This is a genomic window from Microbulbifer maximicatervae (SeqCode), from assembly GCF_052467065.1.
This window is the reverse complement of the sequence record NZ_CP174299.1, coordinates 2,491,069-2,510,433: the sequence shown is the minus strand read 5'-3', so window position 1 is coordinate 2,510,433 and position 19,365 is coordinate 2,491,069. Positions and strand designations below refer to the sequence as shown.

General features: G+C 47.8%; 18 protein-coding genes. 12 read left to right on the top strand and 6 right to left on the bottom strand.

Annotation, left to right across the window (positions count from 1 at the left end):
* Window positions 1-24 precede the first annotated feature (24 nt).
* The 9 genes from ACJJI1_RS11090 to glpQ all read left to right on the top strand — a co-directional run bounded on the left by ACJJI1_RS11090 (window position 25) and on the right by glpQ (window position 10,181).
* The gene (locus tag ACJJI1_RS11090; RefSeq protein ID WP_413664371.1) at window positions 25-1,329 is read left to right on the top strand and encodes a hypothetical protein; all 1,305 of its coding nucleotides are present in this window, start codon (window positions 25-27) and stop codon (window positions 1,327-1,329) included.
* Complete coding sequence (locus ACJJI1_RS11085) at window positions 1,319-2,401, top strand: vWA domain-containing protein (protein WP_444934872.1); 1,083 nt, start codon at window positions 1,319-1,321, stop codon at window positions 2,399-2,401. Before ACJJI1_RS11090 ends, ACJJI1_RS11085 begins: the two co-directional genes overlap by 11 nt.
* Entirely contained in the window at window positions 2,398-3,402 is a 1,005-nt protein-coding gene (locus ACJJI1_RS11080) for a VWA domain-containing protein (RefSeq protein ID WP_413664370.1), read from the top strand. The genes ACJJI1_RS11085 and ACJJI1_RS11080 overlap by 4 nt, the downstream gene beginning before the upstream one ends.
* A 23-nt stretch (window positions 3,403-3,425) precedes the next feature.
* The gene (locus ACJJI1_RS11075; RefSeq protein WP_282934292.1) at window positions 3,426-4,088 is read left to right on the top strand and encodes a hypothetical protein; all 663 of its coding nucleotides are present in this window, start codon (window positions 3,426-3,428) and stop codon (window positions 4,086-4,088) included.
* Window positions 4,089-4,100: 12 nt separating this feature from the next.
* A complete protein-coding gene (locus ACJJI1_RS11070) occupies window positions 4,101-4,763 on the top strand; it encodes a hypothetical protein (protein WP_413664369.1) in 663 nt (220 codons plus the stop codon).
* A 30-nt stretch (window positions 4,764-4,793) separates the two neighbouring features.
* On the top strand, window positions 4,794-6,257 hold the full coding sequence (locus tag ACJJI1_RS11065; RefSeq protein WP_413664368.1) for a M48 family metalloprotease: 1,464 nt from the start codon (window positions 4,794-4,796) through the stop codon (window positions 6,255-6,257).
* A gap of 100 nt (window positions 6,258-6,357) precedes the next feature.
* Window positions 6,358-7,989 (top strand): long-chain fatty acid--CoA ligase, encoded by a 1,632-nt coding sequence (locus ACJJI1_RS11060; protein WP_444959323.1) that lies wholly within the window; start codon window positions 6,358-6,360, stop codon window positions 7,987-7,989.
* 529 nt (window positions 7,990-8,518) lie between these two features.
* Window positions 8,519-8,938, top strand: coding sequence for a hypothetical protein (locus ACJJI1_RS11055; protein WP_444959322.1), 420 nt, complete (start codon window positions 8,519-8,521; stop codon window positions 8,936-8,938).
* A gap of 154 nt (window positions 8,939-9,092) precedes the next feature.
* Complete coding sequence (gene glpQ / locus ACJJI1_RS11050) at window positions 9,093-10,181, top strand: glycerophosphodiester phosphodiesterase (RefSeq protein ID WP_444959321.1); 1,089 nt, start codon at window positions 9,093-9,095, stop codon at window positions 10,179-10,181.
* Between the two features lie 43 nt (window positions 10,182-10,224).
* Here the strand turns inward: glpQ and ACJJI1_RS11045 are convergent, their stop codons facing one another.
* The 3 genes from ACJJI1_RS11045 to ACJJI1_RS11035 all read right to left on the bottom strand — a co-directional run bounded on the left by ACJJI1_RS11045 (window position 10,225) and on the right by ACJJI1_RS11035 (window position 13,476).
* Window positions 10,225-11,004, bottom strand: a complete 780-nt coding sequence (locus tag ACJJI1_RS11045; protein WP_444892773.1) for an enoyl-CoA hydratase — start codon at window positions 11,002-11,004, stop codon at window positions 10,225-10,227.
* A gap of 215 nt (window positions 11,005-11,219) precedes the next feature.
* Entirely contained in the window at window positions 11,220-12,140 is a 921-nt protein-coding gene (locus ACJJI1_RS11040; protein ID WP_444914776.1) for a dimethylarginine dimethylaminohydrolase family protein, read from the bottom strand.
* 88 nt (window positions 12,141-12,228) lie between these two features.
* Window positions 12,229-13,476: a Zn-dependent hydrolase gene (locus ACJJI1_RS11035; protein WP_444895215.1), complete on the bottom strand. Its 1,248-nt coding sequence runs from the start codon at window positions 13,474-13,476 to the stop codon at window positions 12,229-12,231.
* A gap of 129 nt (window positions 13,477-13,605) precedes the next feature.
* On the opposite strand from ACJJI1_RS11035, the gene ACJJI1_RS11030 reads away from it, so the two are divergent.
* Window positions 13,606-14,388 carry a tryptophan 2,3-dioxygenase gene (locus tag ACJJI1_RS11030; RefSeq protein WP_413664361.1) on the top strand — a complete coding sequence of 261 codons (783 nt, stop codon included), beginning with the start codon at window positions 13,606-13,608 and terminating at the stop codon, window positions 14,386-14,388.
* 127 nt (window positions 14,389-14,515) lie between these two features.
* On the opposite strand, the gene ACJJI1_RS11025 is transcribed toward ACJJI1_RS11030, so the two are convergent.
* Window positions 14,516-14,941, bottom strand: coding sequence for an ExbD/TolR family protein (locus ACJJI1_RS11025; RefSeq protein WP_413664360.1), 426 nt, complete (start codon window positions 14,939-14,941; stop codon window positions 14,516-14,518).
* 185 nt (window positions 14,942-15,126) lie between these two features.
* Window positions 15,127-15,579: a methylglyoxal synthase gene (locus ACJJI1_RS11020; protein WP_444940042.1), complete on the bottom strand. Its 453-nt coding sequence runs from the start codon at window positions 15,577-15,579 to the stop codon at window positions 15,127-15,129.
* A gap of 272 nt (window positions 15,580-15,851) precedes the next feature.
* Here ACJJI1_RS11020 and ACJJI1_RS11015 point away from each other — a divergent pair, with 272 nt between their 5' ends.
* Entirely contained in the window at window positions 15,852-16,256 is a 405-nt protein-coding gene (locus ACJJI1_RS11015; RefSeq protein ID WP_282934304.1) for a hypothetical protein, read from the top strand.
* Between the two features lie 1,182 nt (window positions 16,257-17,438).
* On the top strand, window positions 17,439-18,350 hold the full coding sequence (locus ACJJI1_RS11010; RefSeq protein ID WP_444912106.1) for a hypothetical protein: 912 nt from the start codon (window positions 17,439-17,441) through the stop codon (window positions 18,348-18,350).
* 70 nt (window positions 18,351-18,420) lie between these two features.
* Here ACJJI1_RS11010 and ACJJI1_RS11005 read toward each other — a convergent pair whose 3' ends face one another.
* Window positions 18,421-19,341 (bottom strand): phosphoribulokinase, encoded by a 921-nt coding sequence (locus ACJJI1_RS11005; RefSeq protein ID WP_444912105.1) that lies wholly within the window; start codon window positions 19,339-19,341, stop codon window positions 18,421-18,423.
* Window positions 19,342-19,365 lie beyond the last annotated feature (24 nt).

The window sequence follows — 19,365 nt, the reverse complement described above, 5'->3', positions numbered from 1 at the left end:
TAAGTCGTAGCGAGGAATAAACCCATGGGACAAGGCGTCCTGGAAATAAATGACTGCGGATTACGTGTATTTTCAAATACTAACGAGGTACTGGAAAGTCCTGGAATTGCAGTTATTGAACACAATAAAATTCATATTGGTACCTCAGCTCAAATGCGTGCCAGGAGCCATCCGACTCAGGTTAACAACCAGTTTTGGAGAAGACTGAGCCTCGAGTCGCTAAAGTCAGAAAATCAACGCTGCCGCCATCATGCCGACTTGGTCTACTGCCACCTTCAGGAAATAGCGGAGCACTGTGACCTTCCCGATGAAATTGTTCTCGCTGTTCCCGGCAATTTTACCCACGAACAACTGGCCTTACTTCTGGGAGTTATTAAAGTCAGCGATATCAATATCGTAGGCATTGTTGATGCAGCAACCGCGTGCCTGGGTAATTTGGCTCCTGCAGGAATCCAACTGCATATCGACCTACAACTCCACCAGACACTGGTAACAAAGATTGCTGTGGATAAGCAAGCCACGGTGAAAACGGTAGAAACTGTTGCCGACGCAGGACTACACAACTTCCAGGAATCCTGGGCTCGCGTATTTACCGATGCATTTATTATGCAGTGCCGATTTGACCCTCTCCATTCAGCTGAATCAGAACAGCAACTCTATGATTTGATGCCCCAGTGGACTGATCGAGCGATGCGTCACGGAGAAGTTCTAGCTGAACTTGATGATCGAACAGCAAAGATCAGCCTGCGGCAGCTTCAAGATGCAACAACCCCTCTCCTTTCTCGTATACGGGCAATGATTGAAAACCTGGAGGAAAGTCAAAGTGTGAGTTTTATCTCCCATCGCTGGGCTGATATCCCAGGGGGAATTCAATTGGCCCAACGTGTACATCTTCTCTCAAGAGACTCCATTGCACATGCCATAAATCATCGCTGGAAAGAATTACGCAGTGATAGCAGTACATTGAAACTGATCAACTCTGTCACTGCCCTCCCCCCCAACGAGGTCAAGGTGCATGTAGAGAAATCCTCAGAAACCGTAGCGACACATTTACTTTTTGGCCACAAGGCACTGGCCGCCCAGGAACCTCTATTCGTTTTCTGGCATGACGAGAAATTTCAAGTCACCCCAACACCACCGGAGCACCCTGCCGCAACAGTCACAAATCATGCCGGCAGACTTGCTTTGCGGGTGGATGCTGGAATTCAGCTCACACTCAATGGAAAAGAGATTGAGTCACCCGTTAATCTCAACGCCGGCGATACAATTGGAGTTGCAGATTATCAAGATGTGATAACTGCAATTAGCGTGGAGCGATATGGGGCGTAAAAAGCGTCGTTTTTCCACATTTAGCCTGTCCTTCCTCGATATCATGTCCTGTGGTTTTGGGGCAGTAGCGTTAATTTTTCTTATTATCAAACACGGCTCCGATCACCAAGTTGAAGTAGAGACTGAAGATCTCACTGCCGAGGTGAACCTTCTGGAAGAGGAGGTGGAGTTTGGACAGGAACACTTAGTTCAAGCTAGAAATACTCTGGATGTCGTTAGTGATGAACTGGTTGAGGCTCAAGGGCTTGCCAGGCGCATTTTGGAGCAAATAAAGGAAACCAAAGGCAATATTGCTGAAATCGATAGTATCGATGAAGAAGAGGATATCAAGAGGCTACAAGATAAACTCAAAAAACTGGAGCAGGCGAAAAAGAACCTTGAAGAAGAAAATAAAAAGCTGGGAAATAACGTTCGCAAGTTTGTCGGTGATGGGGACCGTCAATATCTCACCGGTCTGCGCCTAGGCGGCAATCGTATCCTGATTCTATTGGATTCATCGGCGTCCATGCTCGGCGACGAGCTTATTAAAATAATACGCGCCCGTAACATGTCTTCACCGGTAAAACGCAAAACTGAAAAATGGCGCAGGGCCGTCAGCACAGTCTCCTGGCTTACTGCTCAGTTTCCCAGGGATAGCCAATACCAGATCTATACTTTTAATACCTCTTTTCGTGCCGCAATCGCCGGTACAGAAGATCGCTGGCTCAATGTGGATGACCGCGACCAGTTGGACCAGGCTATCAAGGGACTAGATGAAGTAGTGCCGGAAAATGGTACCAGTCTAGAGAGAGTATTTAACGCCATTAACGCTATGACGCCACTGCCCGACAACATTATTCTCATTACCGATGGGTTACCGACCCAAGGGATGAGTGCGCCCAGAAAACCCACTATTTCGGGTAGAGACAGGCGCAGTCTATTCAAGCGCGCGGTCAAAGTGCTCCCCAAGAATATCCCCATCAATGTCATTCTTGCCCCTATGGAGGGGGACCCATTTGCGGCTAGTGAATTTTGGAAGCTGGCGATGCAAAGCAAAGGCTCTTTCCTTGCACCTTCGAGGGACTGGCCATGATAGGAGCACAAAAAAAACGTCGCCAGGAGGAGTTCAGCATTTCCTTCCTGGATGTTATCTGCTGTGGATTTGGCGCAATTGTTTTGCTGCTGATGATCGCCAAGACTGCAGAACCGATTGTATTAGAAGAAGCTGAAGTAGACCTCGAAGGGCAGGTATTGGAACTACAGCAACAGCTGGCAGAAATCCGTGGTGAGACCACAGTTATCAACCGGGACCTAAATTCCAAGCGAGAACAAATCGATATCGAGCGCAAGAGAATTGCCAACCTGCGCGGTGAATTGGAAGCACTTCAAGCGGAATTTGCCAGTAAAACCGAAGGGCAAAGTGAGGATGGCAAACTCAAAGGTGAGCTGACCATTGCACTACAATCCATCACTGATGAAATGCGTCGCCTACTGGGCGAGAACTACCAGCGTAAAAACAATGTTATTGGCGGAATTCCTGTCGACAGCGAATACATTCTCTTCATTATCGACACCTCCGGCAGTATGTTTAATTACGGCTGGGACCGAATGATGGCGGAGATGGTCAATACTCTAGACCTTTATCCCAATGTTAAAGGTATCCAGGTCATGAATGATATGGGGGACTATATGTTCTTCAATTATCGAAACAAGTGGATACCTGATACCCCAGGACGCCGCCAAGCGATACTAAAGCGGTTGAAGTCCTGGAATCCTTTTAGTAACTCCAGCCCTGTTGAAGGTATCCAGAAAGCGGTCCGCAGCTTTTATGATCCCAGTAAGAAAATCAGTATTTATGTGCTTGGCGATGAATTCACCGGAAAATCAATCCGCAGGGTTATGTTAGCTGTCGAACGGGTAAATGCTAAGCACGGTGAGGGAAAACGAAATATCAGAATCCATGCCGTAGGATTCCCTGTACAGTTCTCTCGCCCTCCACACCTACAAACCACAGGACTGCGCTTTGCGGCCCTTATGCGCGAACTCACCTATCGAAATGGCGGCACTTTCGTGGGGTTGAATGACTTTCGCTAGTTAAATGATTCAAGGAGGAACATATGAGGTATAGGTCGACTTCCTTTGGACACCTAAAGGTACTTATTCTTGTAAGTTTCTTCCTGGGTGCTTGCAGTCATACAGTACAGGTGGATGGCAATTACCCAGCCCCAATAGGCGATCAATTGCCAATAACTGTAGGCTTCTACCTCAGTGAGGACTTTAAAAGTTTCACTTATAAAGAAGACAGTGAAGATCGTGAAGAATGGAATATAAGCACAGGCAGAGCACAAAAAAATCTGTTTGAAACAGTATTGGGTTCCATGTTTACCGATACCGTATCTCTATCCAGTTATCCACAAGAAGTCCCCGCCAATGTCGAACTGGTGATAGTTCCAGAAGTGCGAGAGCTGCAGTTCACAATGCCCAGAGAGACAAGGGTCAATATTTTTGAGGTATGGATTAAATACAACATGACCGCATTTGACCCCAGTGGCGGACAGGTTGCTAACTGGGTAATAACCGCTTACGGAAAAACCCCTACCGCATTTTTACAGTCCCAGGAACAGGCATTAACTCAGGCGATAAATATCGCCCTGCGCGATGCCGGAGCAAATCTCTATACCGGGTTTGGGAAAGTTCCTGAACTACAGGCCTTTCTCTCAGGGAAACGCCGATCGCTATCACTGAGAGAAATCAAGGTGAAAGCCAAAAAGGCTGAATAAGAGGAGTAAATCGTGTTCAAGCCACTTCTAGTTGCAGCGATAATCTTTATTAGCGGTTGTACCACTGTCGTAATTGATGAGTATCGGCGCTCCGACGGTGAGCTTGCCGAAGGAGATTCCGTCGTCATCCTGGGCCGCCGTCACTCCAGTGAATATGAAACAGAGCCTGATTTAATTGCCTGTGTTGGTAGAGAACTACACAACCCTGAGTTAGGTGTAAACATTATTCCAGAGCAAGACTTTGTCGATCTTATGTACCCCTGGTTTGAACCCAGGACAGCACCTATGCATGTTCGCTCCCTAGATCGCCTGATGGAAAATGAAAGTGTGCGTGAGCGAATGGAAACCTATGGAGTGAAGTACATCGTCTGGATTGATGGTTCGACAGAGACCACAGCCAGTGCCGGGTCTATCAGCTGTACCATCAGTACCGGCGGTGCAGGGTGCTTTGGCTTTGGGACTTGGGATAAAGAATCTGACTACGAAGCGGCAGTATGGGATTTCAGGGACCGCGAACTGTCTGGGAAACTTAGTGCAGATGCCAAAGGAACTTCCTATATGCCCGCAATCGTGGTTCCAATACCACTAATCGCCAGGGTCCAGAATAATGCCTGTAAAGGAATGGCGCTGCAGCTCCAACAATTCTTGATGCCAGCAGTAACACCCAGTTCATAAAAATTAAGACGCTACGGGAGGCCAGGGGTAATGAAATTCATCGAGCGTGTTTTTGCCAGCGCTATCCTAATACTCAGTGCAGGCTGTGCATTTAACCCTGCCACCAATAAGCCTGACCTGGTTCTAATGTCAGAGGACAAGGAAATCTCTATCGGTAAAGAGATGCATGAAAAACTGATAGAGAGTACTCCAATCTATAAAGACCCAGTCCTAACCGCTTATGTCAATCATGTCGGCCAAAAAGTTGCCGCCGCCAGTGACAGACCGGATATCAAGTACCAATTTACGATCATCGACAGCCAGGATATCAACGCATTTGCCCTTCCCGGTGGGTATATCTACATCAACCGAGGCCTTCTAACTTACCTGCACTCAGAAGCTGAAATGGCCGCTGTACTAGCTCACGAGATTGGCCATATCACCGCCCGTCATGCGGTAAGGCAAAAAACAGCTGCGACCGGAGCCAGCGTTGTATCAGTACTGTCAGTTTTGGTTACCGGTAGTGGTGTAGTCGGAGATGTTGCAAATTTATATAGCACCGCTGCTGTGAAGGGCTACGGCCGCGAGATGGAACTGGAAGCGGATCGCTTCGGCGCCCAGTATATGTTCAACGCTGGTTATGATCCCCAGGCCATGATCAATGTTATTGGGCTATTAAAGGATCAGGAGACATTTGCCCGACGCCGTGCCCGTATTGAGGGCAAGAAACCGCAAACTTACCATGGTGTTTTTGCATCTCACCCGAGAAATGACCTTCGCCTACAGGAAGTTGTAAACGCTGCGGGCCAGCTCCCCGAAGATAACAAAGAAACCAAAGTAGAATACTATCGGGAAAAAACAGATGGCCTTGTATATGGACAAAACACACAGCAGTCCACTAAAAATCGCTACAATCACAAGCGGCTGGGTTTCTCCCTTCTATTTCCCGATGGCTGGTTGGTAGAAAATCAACGTTCAGCCATTGTCGGCTCTGCACCTGATAAAAGTGCACAAATTACCATTACAGTGACCCAACGTGATGGCAACCAGCCCGCTGATATGGCTCTGCGTTCAGAGTTCGATCTACGACAACTGGAAAAAGGGGAGAAACTCAATCAATATCGACTTGAAGGCCATACCGGAAAAATTCCACCGCTTGAAAAAGAGGATGCAGATCCAGACAGAATTGCGGTAATTTTTTATGGTAGCAGACAATTTGTACTGCAGGGAAAAGTCACAAATGATGAAGACTCAGATCCAGAAGCTATTGATAAATATGACAATTTATTCCTGACTAGCATTAGAAGCTTCAGGCCGCTACGACAAACTGACATTGTAGAAGAGAAGGACATCAAACGCTTGCGCTACGTCCAGGCCAATGAAAAAACCACCTTTGCCTCCCTGGCAAAACATATGGAAATCGGCGAATATGCAGAGGAGCAATTACGCCTGTTAAATGGTTATTATCCCCGAGGAGAACCCAAGCCCGGAGAATGGATAAAGATCGTTCAATAATTTTATTAGAATCAGCCCCTAATCCTTTTTCTATCATCCTCCAAAATTTTGGAGGGTTAGTGTCTATCTGAAAATAAAAGATAATAATAAGGAGTAAGTGATGAACGGCATGATGATGCAATCCCAGCTCATCCTCACCGGTATTATGAAGCATGCTCTAAGCAACTCACCGGATAGTGAGATTGTTTCAGTTACCTTGGATAACCCCGATTTTCGTTATAGCTATCAACAAGCTTTTGAGCGAGTCTCGCAATTGGCAAATGCACTACAAAAGCTTGGAGCCAATGATGGAGATCGAATTGGTACTCTTGCCTGGAACGATCACCGGCATTTTGAACTCTACTACGCAACTTCTTGCAGCGGGCTCGTTTGCCATACCATTAACCCCCGGCTTTTCCCTGAGCAAATATCTTACATTATTGAGCATGCCGCAGATCGATGGCTGTTTATTGATCCACTATTTATGCCCCTAATCGAATCCATGGCAGAATATCTAGATTCGATTGAAGGCATCATTGTGCTAACTGATAAAGCACATATGCCCACCACAAGCCTGAGCAATGTTTACTGCTATGAAACATTGATTGCAGCAGAGCCCACTGAGTTTCAATGGCCGGAATTAGAGGAAGAGAGTGCAGCAGCACTCTGTTATACATCAGGAACAACAGGCAATCCCAAAGGGGTGCTTTATTCCCATCGCTCTCTGATGCTGCATACCTACGGCGTATTGATGCCAGATGTCTTTGCGATTAGAAGGGACGAAGCCATATTGCCTGTTGTCCCCATGTTTCACGTCAACGCCTGGTCAATACCCTATGCGGCACCGGCTGTTGGAGCAAAACTCGTGTTACCTGGCCCCAAAATGGGGTGTGGAGAAACGCTCAGTCAATTAATTCAAAAGGAAGCAGTTACTATCGCTGCCGGCGTTCCAACCGTTTGGCTCGCCCTACTCAAATACCTGCGGGAAAGTGAAGAGACCCTACCCAGCTTGAATCGAGTAGTCGTGGGTGGATCGGCTTGCCCCTGGAGTATTATGGAGGAATTCGAGCAAAAGCATGGGGTATATACCCATCACGCCTGGGGCATGACTGAGATGAGTCCACTGGGAACCTACAATGCCCGCATACCTGAGAACCTCTCTAAAGACGAAGCACAGGCCCTCAGGCTCAAGCAGGGCCGAGCGGGCTTTGGGGTCGAGATGCGTATTGTAGACCCAGAGGGAAATACCTTGGCACAAGACGGGCTGGCTTTTGGAGCCCTACAAGTGCGTGGTCCCTGGGTCTGTGAGCGCTACTACCAATCCAAAGAGTCAGCACTTACCGAAGACGGCTGGTTTGATACTGGCGACGTTGCCACGATCGATACTGACGGCTACCTGACAATCACTGATCGCACTAAGGATGTTATCAAGTCCGGCGGCGAGTGGATTTCCTCTATTGAGCTGGAGAATTTTGCTATGACACAGGCGGGAGTAGCCGAAGCCGCTGTTATTGGGGTTGCCCATGAAAAGTGGGCTGAGCGGCCTCTCCTGATCATTGTTCCCGCTGAAGGCAAAACACTAAAAACTGAGGAGATTCTGGCATCCTTTAAAGGGCATTTTGCCAACTGGTGGATTCCCGATGACTGTGTCATTGCCAAGGAAATCCCCCATACGGCTACAGGCAAAGTCAGCAAAAAAGACCTTCGGGAAATCTATGCCGACTATCTATGGTCTCACGAAGCCACTGTGTGAAGGGGATTAAGACGCTTTTGGCAGGCATCATCGCGGCATAGCAAAGCGTTGCACTGTAATAACGCAATTTTACCTGCCTCAAGTCTTGATTAAATTTTGACGGCGCTGAAATAGCGCCGTTTTAGAATGCTTAACTTCCTGCTAATACCTAAACCAGCGGTCCAAGACGATACACCAATTTATAATCAAGCCCTTTATAGAGTGCTACTACTTACCCTCTATTCCACCGGTTCCTCTGTAGGCGACAATCTTTGCTTGCTGACTATTAACCCTCATCGATTCATGGTTTCCGAGCTGACTGGATATCGGTTTACCTTCTATTGACTTACCTAGGCGCACTAGCCATCCAGAATTGTCTAGAATTATCTTGAGTAGAAGTATCTGACTGTGGATATCCTGGAATATCTCAGTCCATATGAGAGGGAATAGGGAATTTACACTTCCTTGCGTTGGATGGCACTGGCTTACAATCTAGCCATTATCATACTCCTCACAGCAACGGCATTTACTCATTAACGAGGAAGTCACAATGAAGAAATTATTCAGTTTGGTAATCGCTGCAATAATTGCCATTTCTGCAAATACCCTAGCTTGGGCAGATAATGACCATGCCGCACAACTTGCGGAGCGTTTAGAGGCAACTAAAGCCAAGCTTAACCTCTCTGATGAGCAGGTAGAAAAAGTAAAGCCAATCCTGGAATCAGCCAATGAACAGCGCCGCCAAGTACTTGCAAAATACGGCGTTAACATAGAAAGTCCCTCTGGCGCTATCCAAAAGATGAGCTTTCGTGAGAAGCGCCAGTTAGGTAAAGAAATGGCCGCTATCAGAAAATCTACGCTCAGTGAAATGTCCACCGTATTGACGGATCAACAATTAGCAGAGTTCAAAAAACTTCAAGAAGAAAATCGAGCAGCCTTCAAAGCCAAGCTTCAAGAGAGAAAAAATTAGAGTCTCCAGGGTTCGTAATGCCTATCAGATAGACGAAGCCGCGCTGAATAGCTCTGCGAAAGCCTCGCCCCAACGGGGCTCTCGTATTCAGTTATATCCCTGTCATATTTCTCTGCTAGAAAGTGCCCCACAATTCATCACGGGCCTTTATCACATGTTAAAAAACATTCTATCAGTAGTGTTGATTGGCTTTTCTATAGCCGCAACACTAACCTGCGCGGATAACTTTGATCAGAGAAATAAACAAACTATTGTGGTAGCTCATAGAGGTGCCTCAGCCTACCTACCTGAACACACCCTCGAATCCAAAGCGCTGGCTTACGGTATGCGTCCAGACTATATCGAGCAAGATTTGGTACTCAGCAAAGATGATCACTTGATCGTAATGCACGATATTTATCTAGATAGCGTAACTAATGTCGCCAACGTTTTTCCCCAGCGCGCTCGCGATGATGGTCACTTTTACACTATCGATTTTACCCTGACCGAACTTAAACAGCTTCAGGTATCAGAGCCCTTCATAGATAGTGAGGATGGACTTCAAGCAAAATATCCCGAGAGATTTCCAATATGGAAATCTAGCTTTAAGCTGTCCACCTTTGAGGAAGAACTGGAATTAATTCAGGGGCTTAACCGATCTCTGGGCTACGATATTGGCATCTACCCGGAGATTAAAAAACCCTACTTCCATCACTGGGAAGGAAAAGATATTGCCTCTATTGCTTTGCAATCACTCAAGAAATACGGCTATACCGATCGCGATCACAAAGTTTTCTTCCAGTGCTTTGACGCAGAAGAGCTCCAGCGAGTTAAATTTGAATTGATGCCCTCCATGGGGATGGATCTATCATTAGTTCAATTGATCGCCGCCACCGACTGGGGGGAAAAATTGGTCGAAGTGAATGGAGAAATTGAAAAGTACAATTATGACTGGATGCTGCAACAGGGGGGCTTGCGGAAAATCGCCACCTACGCAGATGGGATTGGCCCCTGGTATCCTATGTTAATGGAAGTAACGGATGGCCAACCAAGAGCTAACAGTGTTGTCCGCCGGGCACACCGCAGACAGCTAGAAGTTCACCCCTACACCTTCCGCGCCGATACAGGCAAGGTTCCCGAAGAATTTGAAAGCTTCGAGGACTTCCTGCATTTCGCTGTATATCAGCTGCGAATTGACGGTCTCTTTACCGACCACCCCGACAGAGCCGTTAATTATCTTTCCCGGGGACATAGGGATCGTTAAAAAATGAAATCAAAAAAAGGCCGCATAGTGCGGCCTTTTTTACTTAATCAAACTTGGAGAAGTCCGCTGGTCTCTTCTCCATAAAGGCCATAGCAGCCTCTTTAAACTCATCAGATGCGAGGCGCTCCTTAAAGTAACGGCCTTCGTCTTGAATAAACTCTAACCCTTTCTCTTGAGTTGCTCTGCGCAAAAGCTGCTTAGTTAAACGCAGGGCGGCCGGAGCTTTCCTCGCTAACTCAGCTGCGGCTTCACGTGCTCGAACTATGGCCTGTTCTGGCGCCACTGCGGCATTACAGATACCAATCTCAACGGCTTCCTGAGCACTAAAACGCTTGCTCAACAATAACAGTTCAGAAGCTTTGGCATGGCCGGCGATCCTGGGCAACAAGTAGCTGGAGCCATACTCTGGACACAGCCCCAGGTCCACAAACGGCATCTGGAACATGGCGTCGTCTCCAGCAAAAGACAGGTCGCAATGCAACAGCATGGTCGTACCAATACCTACTGCAGGGCCATTAACAGCTGCAACTACCGGCTTGGGGAAGTGGTAAAGAGCACTCATAAACTGGAAAACCGGAGACTCCTCCCCTTCGGCAGAGCCGCCCAGGAAATCTGTCAGGTCGTTACCACTGGTGAAGATGCCCTCAGCACCGGTAATAATCGCGACGCGAACATCCGGGTTTGTAGCTGCGCTATTCAATAACCCTGCCATCGCGGTATACATGGCCATAGTCAGGGCATTTTTGCGCCCGGGTCGATTAATCGTAATCTCGAGGATGCGGTCCTTAAGCTGAGCCTGAATTTCAGCGCATTCGCTTTGCATATTGTTCTCCGGGGTAAGAAGTAGATTGGGCTACTCTCAGTAGCCTAATTATGGAACCCCAACGGAAGCCACTTTTAATCCGCTGTAGGCCATCTATTTAGGAGATTCATATTAACCGCTACTCCCAGAGGTTCGAGTTCCTAATCAACCACTTTCGTTGACGGGATTAACCCGGTCACCAGTGACCGGGCCCTCTAGATAACCAGCAATAGTAATCAAACTTTATTGGCTGAATCCCGGCGCAGAGGTTGGCACATGCAATGAACGCCACCGCCCCCCGGAGTAATCATTGAAATATCCGGGTCGATAACTTCCAGGCCATGTGCGCGACACTTCTCCGCCAGTCCGGTATTGGCCTTAGGTAGCATCACTCGATCGTTCCCCAGGGCAACGACATTCACTCCAAGTTCCAATACCTGCGGGAAGGGAATATCGATAATCTCTATATTTCGGCTTTTAAACCACTGCACCAGCTCCGGCTCAACAGCATCAACACAAATTGCTGCCAGCTTTTCCGCAAGCATGGCTACCATCACATCAATATGCAGGAAGAACGGATCGAACTGGTAGCCTTTAACTTCCCAGCCCTCTTTTTCCACCCAACTTTTCATCTGCTCAAATCCCTGCGGGCTGGTGCGCTCGCCAGAGTAGCCACACAGAATAACGCCGGGCTCTAACACCATAAAATCACCGCCCTCCAGAGAGCCTGCGGTGATAATGTCGTAAATAGGGATATCCAGCTCTGCATATTTCTTCACTATGGGCGCCCACTCACCACGGCGCCAAGGGCTGAACATCTGTGTCACGATAGGCCCCCAAGGGGTCATTACCGAAGAATCGCGACCGTAAATTTGGTAGGGCAATGTGCTGTCTGCTGGAATTAGGTGCGTATTCACTCCTGCGTGGCGGTAAGCATCGAGCATCTCTCCATGCTGTGCCACTGCCACCTTGTGATCAAACTTCATTCCGAGGCGCTCAGCACGTCGTGCGCTCGCGTTACCAGTGCGCCAACTGAAGTTATCCACAGGCCCAATTAAAACATCCCGCAGTACACCGTATTCCGAATCCATCCCCCACTCACTCAGGGGTGCCGTACCGCCGTTATCCTGACGGTGCTTCAAAGTAAAATTACTCATTCGCCTAAATTCCAACTTGTTATCAACTATGCCAAAACAAAGACAGTGCAACGCCGACAGTTGACAGAAGCACTTGTTTTACTGCTACTTAAGCCTGCTCCGCACTGTTTAGCATTGCGTGAAGCAACACATTACAACCCGCCTCAAGATGATCCGGCTCCGCCGATTCTGCTTCATTGTGCGACAGCCCTCCTTCACAGGGCACAAAGATCATAGAGACAGGGGCGACTCGGGAAACATATACGGAATCGTGCCCAGCACCTGAAACCATCTTGCGATTGCTATATCCCAAGGTCTGCACAGCACTGCTAACCGAATCAATGCAATGCTTATCAAAGGCGACGGGAGGTGAGTACCACTCTTCACGAATATCGACTCTGGTACCTGTCTCTTCCTGTACTCTTTCAGCCGCCTTATACAAGGCTTTATGCAGATGGTTTAACCCTTCAGGTAACGGGTGACGGAGGTCCAGTGCCAGCACAACCTCTTCAGGAACTGTATTTCGGCTGCCCGGCGCCGCCCTTAAATCCCCACAGGTCATACGCGCATCTTCTGAATACTCCCGGACTTCGCGATACATGCGCTCGCACAGAATGGACATTGCCTGGACCGGATCGCGGCGGTCCTCCATCGGAGTTGGACCCGCATGGCAAGGCGTTCCGTAAAAAGTTACGTCATACCAGCGAATACCCTGTACACCGGTGACAACACCAATTACCTGATCCTGTTTTTCGAGGATCGGGCCCTGCTCGATATGCGCTTCAAATGAAGCTTTAATAGCCCTCGGCTGAGCGGGCTCAGTACCGAGATAGCCGATCCGCTCCAACTCTTCACCGATGGTGATACCCGATTTATCCGCGCGGCTGTGCCCATACTCCAAGCTAAATTCACCAGCCCAAACTCCGGAGCCCACCATTGCAGGAGAGAAGCGCGCACCCTCCTCATTAGTCCATACAACCACCTCTAATGGGGCCTTGGTCCTGATACCTTGATCCTCTAGAGTGCGCAGAACTTCCAGGCCGGCAAGTACGCCATATACACCGTCAAATTTGCCACCCGTGGGCTGGGTATCCAAATGAGAACCAGTCACTACCGCAGGCAAGCTGTTATCTGCTCCCGGTCGGCGGGCAAAAATGTTGCCCATCTGGTCCACTCTGACCTCACAGCCTATATCTCGGCACCAGCGCACGAAAAGGTCGCGCCCTTCACGGTCTTCATCTGTCAGGGCTTGTCGATTGCATCCGCCCGCTGGGGTCGCGCCTATCTCAGCAATTTCCATCAGGCTATCCCAAAGGCGAGAGCCATTGACACGTAGGTTTTGCGCTGGGTTTTCCATTCAAAGAGCTCCGGGCTTTATAATGGGTCCAATATAAATCACTTTGCCGTAATTTTTGTTTTGATCCACACCGGCTAAAGAGAGCATTATTTTGTAACTGGTCAAAACACACTCAGGAAGCAGCTGACTATGACAATAACTTATAGCTCTTACCTAAAAGTAGACGAGCTTTTGCAGTGCCAAAAACCCCTTTCCGATGGTCCCGAGCACGACGAACTACTTTTCATTACTATTCATCAAAGCTACGAGCTCTGGTTCAAGCAAATGTTGCATGAACTGGATTTCCTGGTGCGACTGTTCAACGCAGGTGAACGCAATCGCGCATTGCATACACTTAAACGTGTCGACACGATTTATCGTACTTTGATTCAACAGGTCGATATCCTGGAAACCCTAACCCCACTGGAGTTTATGTCTTTCCGCGATCGACTATCCACGGCTAGTGGTTTTCAGTCGTACCAGTTTCGCGAGTTGGAATTTCTTTACGGAGCCAAGGACCCGAAAAAACTGGAAAACTATACCCCTGGCTCAGAGCACTACCAGCGCTTGATGAAGCGCCTTGAGGCGCCGACCCTTTGGGATGCTTTCCTAAACTTTTTGGTTCACGAAGGGCATAAGGTACCCGCTAATGAGCTTGAAAGGGATTTTAGCCAAGTTGCAGAGCCTTCTTCAGCCGTCCAGAAAATACTGATCGATATCTATCGCAATGATCCACTGGTAAGTGAAATCTGTGAGGCTTTGGTGGACATCGATACTTCGTTACAACAGTGGCGTTACCGACATGTAAAAATGGTCGAGCGAACAATTGGCAGGAAAATGGGGACTGGTGGATCGAGCGGAGTAGGTTATTTACAGGGAACCCTATTTAGACCGGTTTTCCCCGACCTCTGGGCAATTCGTTCAGAATTCTGATATCGGATTTCATTTGAGGGGGTACTTAAGTACCCCCCCAATTTGTGACCAGTTCAAAACCATAATTCACAAATGAAAAAAGCCAGCAATATGCTGGCTTTTTAAGCGCGGGTAACTCACCGGGAACTTAGTCCTCGTAAGGTACCAGGGAGACCTGAATACCCAGGCTCACTTCCTTCGCGGCATCCGCAATCTGTACGTAAGTATCCGCACTAGACTTGTTGTGTGCACGCACAATCACCATTGCCTGCGGGTTCTCCGCATACATCTGGGCGATACGGGCCCGTACAGCACGGCTGTCAATACGGCTGCCATCCGCCATGGTGATTTCATCATTTGCGCTAACCATCAACAGAATATTCTGCTTGGTAGGATCTGGCTCAGCATTGCTGGTCTCATTCGGATCAGGCACATTCACATCCAGCGCCTTCTCTTTAACAAATGAAGCAGTCACGATAAAGAAGATCAACATGATAAACACAACGTCCAACATGGGCGTCAGGTCGATATCTGCCTTTTCTTCTTCTACGGCCTTTCCGCGTCGTCTACTCATAAAACACCGTGCAATTTTCAAATATCAGGGGTGCCGGATTGACCGGTCTAATCTGGTGGGCAAGATTGCCGCGATTTCGCAAGCATTGCAAGTGCGAGCGATAACAGAGATAAATAAACTTTAAAAATCAATAAGTTACAGAATCGAGCCGACAGAAAAGATCAAATTTTAAGCAAAAATTCCGACTAACGTCCTGCTAGATAGCTGTGATAGTCAGGCACCTCATGCTCGAAGGATTGGTCCATCAATGGTGACTGTACCACCATATCTGCACTGCTCTGGTTGCAAGCCACTGGGATATTCCACGCTGCAGCAATACGCAGTAGTGCCTTGACGTCTGGGTCATGGGGCATGGGCTCAAAGGGGTCCCAGAAGAATATCAGTAAATCCACCTGCCCCTCGCTAATCCTCGCTCCGAGCTGCTGATCACCTCCCAGAGGGCCACTTAAGAGCTTTTCGACACTTAAACCCGTCGCATCTTCAATTTTTCCACCAGTAGTCCCCGTAGCCAATAACTGGTGTTGTTTGAGCAAATTGTGATGTCTGAGACACCACTGAATCATGGCATCTTTACGGTTGTCATGGGCTACCAGAGCCACTCGCTTTGTCGCCGGCAGTGCTTTAGCAATAAATTCCATTTGAACCTCAATATCAAGAGTCTCTTCTATAGTATCTCAAATAAGCACCGACAGATTTGATTTTCCCGTAGGTTTAGTCCCTGTTATCGCAACCCAACTCCTTTATAAAGACTTCCAAAATTACTACAAAACGATTCATTAGATTCGAAGAAGTAATGTGGATTAATTCAAAGACCTCTTTATTCATTGTTATCTAGAGTAAGATCCCCCTGAACACAGCCCCCCTCGCTATAATGCAACAGCAAGAAACCGGACCTTTATAAGGAGTAAGTATGAGCGTAGGAGCCTGGGAGCCACAGGTAAGTGGCCCACAAAATGAAACCAGTGAAGAATTCAACCGGGAGCAGTTGCTCAGACTTATCGAAATTGCAGAGTCAGATAAACCTTTTACAGAATCAGTAGGAGCGTTTGAAAAAGTACCCTCCACACTTATTCGCCTTCCCTTCCAACACTGGATTGAAGAGAGCGAACATTGGAACAGTGCCCAGCTATGGCAACTGATCCGCTTCTTTACTTTGGCAGAAATGAATCTGCCAGGCTGGGACGCCGGCGCTGAGTCTGCAGTAATTCCCCTCGCCAAAGTACTCAAGCAACGCTCGACGCCATTAACAAAAGAACAACTGTTATGGATTCGCCAGAATTCCAACAATCGTTATTTGCCCTACGGGCCACTATAAAGCTACACGATTGACTCCATATCACCCCAGTGACAGAGATATTCTGTTACTGGGTCAGTCCTCTCCCTCTCCCATTGCAAAACTCATAAGGTTGCCTTTGGTAAGAGCAGCCACTCCAAAGCAGAAGCATTGCCCATAAAAATATCATTAAGATTGTTGATCAACGCACGGATAATCAGGACTGCATTCAAATAGCTTCTGGTATTACTTGCCTCTGAATAACTGCCCTCTACTTCTTTTATGACGAGCAGGGATGTCACGTGATAGCAAAACAAATGACTGGAGACCAAGCGCTCGCTTTCTCGGTAATTAAAAAGACCTCGACTGAAGAGCACAAACTAATACAGTTCCGTCCCATTATATACATGGTTATAACTAGATTTATCACTGGTTTACTTTCCGCCATGTAAAAGTAAACCTCGCAGCAGTAATGGCAGATCCCGGCAGCCAAGGCCCCAAATACCCCAACCGGTTGGTACTTATATACGGGGCACTAGATCCCGTACATGAGTGTGAGTTCTCCCCCAGTTTTTAATTCCTTACTAAATACCAGGGTACGGCAATAGGACTCAAGCTGTCTCTGACATCTTGACACTTGCCAACTTTCCGCAATTTGAATATCACACTTCAATACGCAAGGTTACACAACCAGCTATGGAGGTTGCCCGCTAATTGACGCAGGCAAAAGCTCGCAGTTAAGTTTTGTTAATCCGGCTCTCTGTTAATTGATGAACAGAAACTATCTGCCACCATCAAAATCCAACTATAAAAGCCAAAACAACTAAACCAACAGGTTCATAAAGCTTACAAAATTACTCAACTATTTAACGCCACTGATACTGACTTGATACAAAGAATATTGAAGTTAAAGAATCACCAGTAATGAGTGCTTTCAAGTTCCCAAAAAGATCAAAAACACAGTTCAAACGGCCCCCAATTGAAAAATATGTAAAAAAAAGCCATTTTTTTTACATTAAATAGAAAAAAACCATCTAAAGGACTTGCAATTAGGTATACAAATAAGCTGCAATTAGCGCCGCTAGCTTGGGGGGACTCACTATCAATTGTTTTCTGCCGAAAACATGCATCTTGGACGGTGCCTAATTCCGTTAAAGATGGCTGAGAATAATTGATAGGAATGCCCCCACTTACTAAAACAATTCATTTTGCAGGGATATTTAAATGGCTACTAAAAAAGCTGCTCAAGTCGCTACCAGCGACATCGCAAAAATGGAAGCGGAGCTACGCTCCCTTACCGCTAAACTGGAAACTGCCCGCCTTAAGCAGGAAAAAGACCTGACTGTCAAAGCCGAGAAATTGGCAAACAGTGCCAAGAAGGCTGCCGCTAAAGCAAAAACTACTCAAGATAAAGTAGCGACTGTTAGAGCTAAGAAAAAGACTGCTGCTCAACAGCAACAGTTGAAAAAAGCACGTGAAGCCGCCGCTGCAGCTAAAACTGCTGCAACTGAAGCCAAAACTGCCGCAACTGAAGCCAAAGATGCATTGGCTGAGATCAAAGCCGCCAACAAGCTGGCTTCTCAGGTAGCTAAGATCGTCGCTAAAGAAGAAGCTGCTGTAGCTAAGAAACTGGCTGCTGCTGAAAAGAAAAAAGCCGCTGCCGAAGCGAAGAAAACTGCTGCTGCCGCTAAAAAAGCCGCTGCTGCTGACAAGAAGAAAGCCACTGCAGCTAAGAAAAAGCCCGGCCGCCCAGCTAAAACTGAAGAAGCCAAGAAGAAGCCTGGTCGTCCCGCTAAGACCGAAGAAGCTAAGAAAAAGCCTGGCCGTCCCAAAAAAGACGCCACTGAAGCCAAAAAGAAGCCCGGTCGCCCTGCAAAAACTGAAGCCGCTAAGAAAAAGCCCGGCCGCCCCAAAAAAGCAGAGACCGCAGCCGCCGCAGCAACTGATGCTGCTCCTGTAAAACGCGGTCGTGGCCGCCCACCTAAGGCAGAATCCGCACAAAAGAAGCCCGGTCGCCCAGCAAAAGCGGAAGCCGCTAAGAAAAAGCCAGGGCGCCCCAAAAAAGCAGAAGCCGCAGCAGCAACTGAAGCTGCTCCTGTAAAGCGCGGTCGCGGTCGTCCGCCCAAGGCTAAGTAAGCCAGCGCTTAAGCAAAACTGATTTATTCAGTTAGTTTAAACCCTGGCCTCGCCAGGGTTTAAACCGACCTTACTGCATCCGCAAGCCCTTCACCTGATGGTCCTCCCCCAATTCAATAACACAATCTGCCCAGCCCGGCATATCCTCTAGTAAGCTCCGCGTCACTCTTTCGTAGTGTTGTACAAACTGAACAATTTGTTGATCTGTCATCCCCATTCCGGAGCGAACCCTGAGTTTATGCTCCTGTAACTTACGCCACTCAATGATACATTCCATACTCGGCGCTTTGAGCATCACCCATACATCGATAAGCGAAAAAAGATCTCGATAAGAATCTTCCAACTGTTGATTAACATAACTTCGCCATTCGCCAGTACTATCTTCCCTGCACTCCAGTTCATTGAGCGGTCCTTCATGCCCTTCTGAAGGCCTGGCCCCTAGGCACCATCCTTCGAAGATAACAACATCAACTTGCCCCTTGAATACGGGCCACAAGTGCTCAGGGATCCGATCATCACGTCCTTTATCAAACCTAGGTAATGCGATAGCGGAATCAGTATTGGCTGTACACAGGGCCTTGAGCGTGCTGATCCCCAAGCCGATATCATGGGTTCCCGGCACACCACGAGTTTCGAGTAAAGGGTGTACCTGTATAGCCAGCCTGCGGCGCTGCTCCAGCGTTAAATAGATATCATCCAGAGACAAAACACAGCAGCGATAGCCCATCGCCTGGTAAATACATTGCCACACATCTGCCAGGGTCGACTTGCCGGTACCCTGCCCCCCGCTAACCCCAATTATTAATGGATTACTGCGCTTATGACGAGTCAGTACCCAAACTCCTAGGGGAAGAAAAAGTTGTTCGAGTACCTGGAGGAAATCGCATGGTAATTGATGCTCACGCAACAGCTCCTTGAAAGGCCCCGATAAACTCTCCTTAAGCTGTCCACTACGCTCTAAAATTTCATTCGGCCATTTAGCCTTATTCATAAATTCCCCGCTATAAAAACGGGG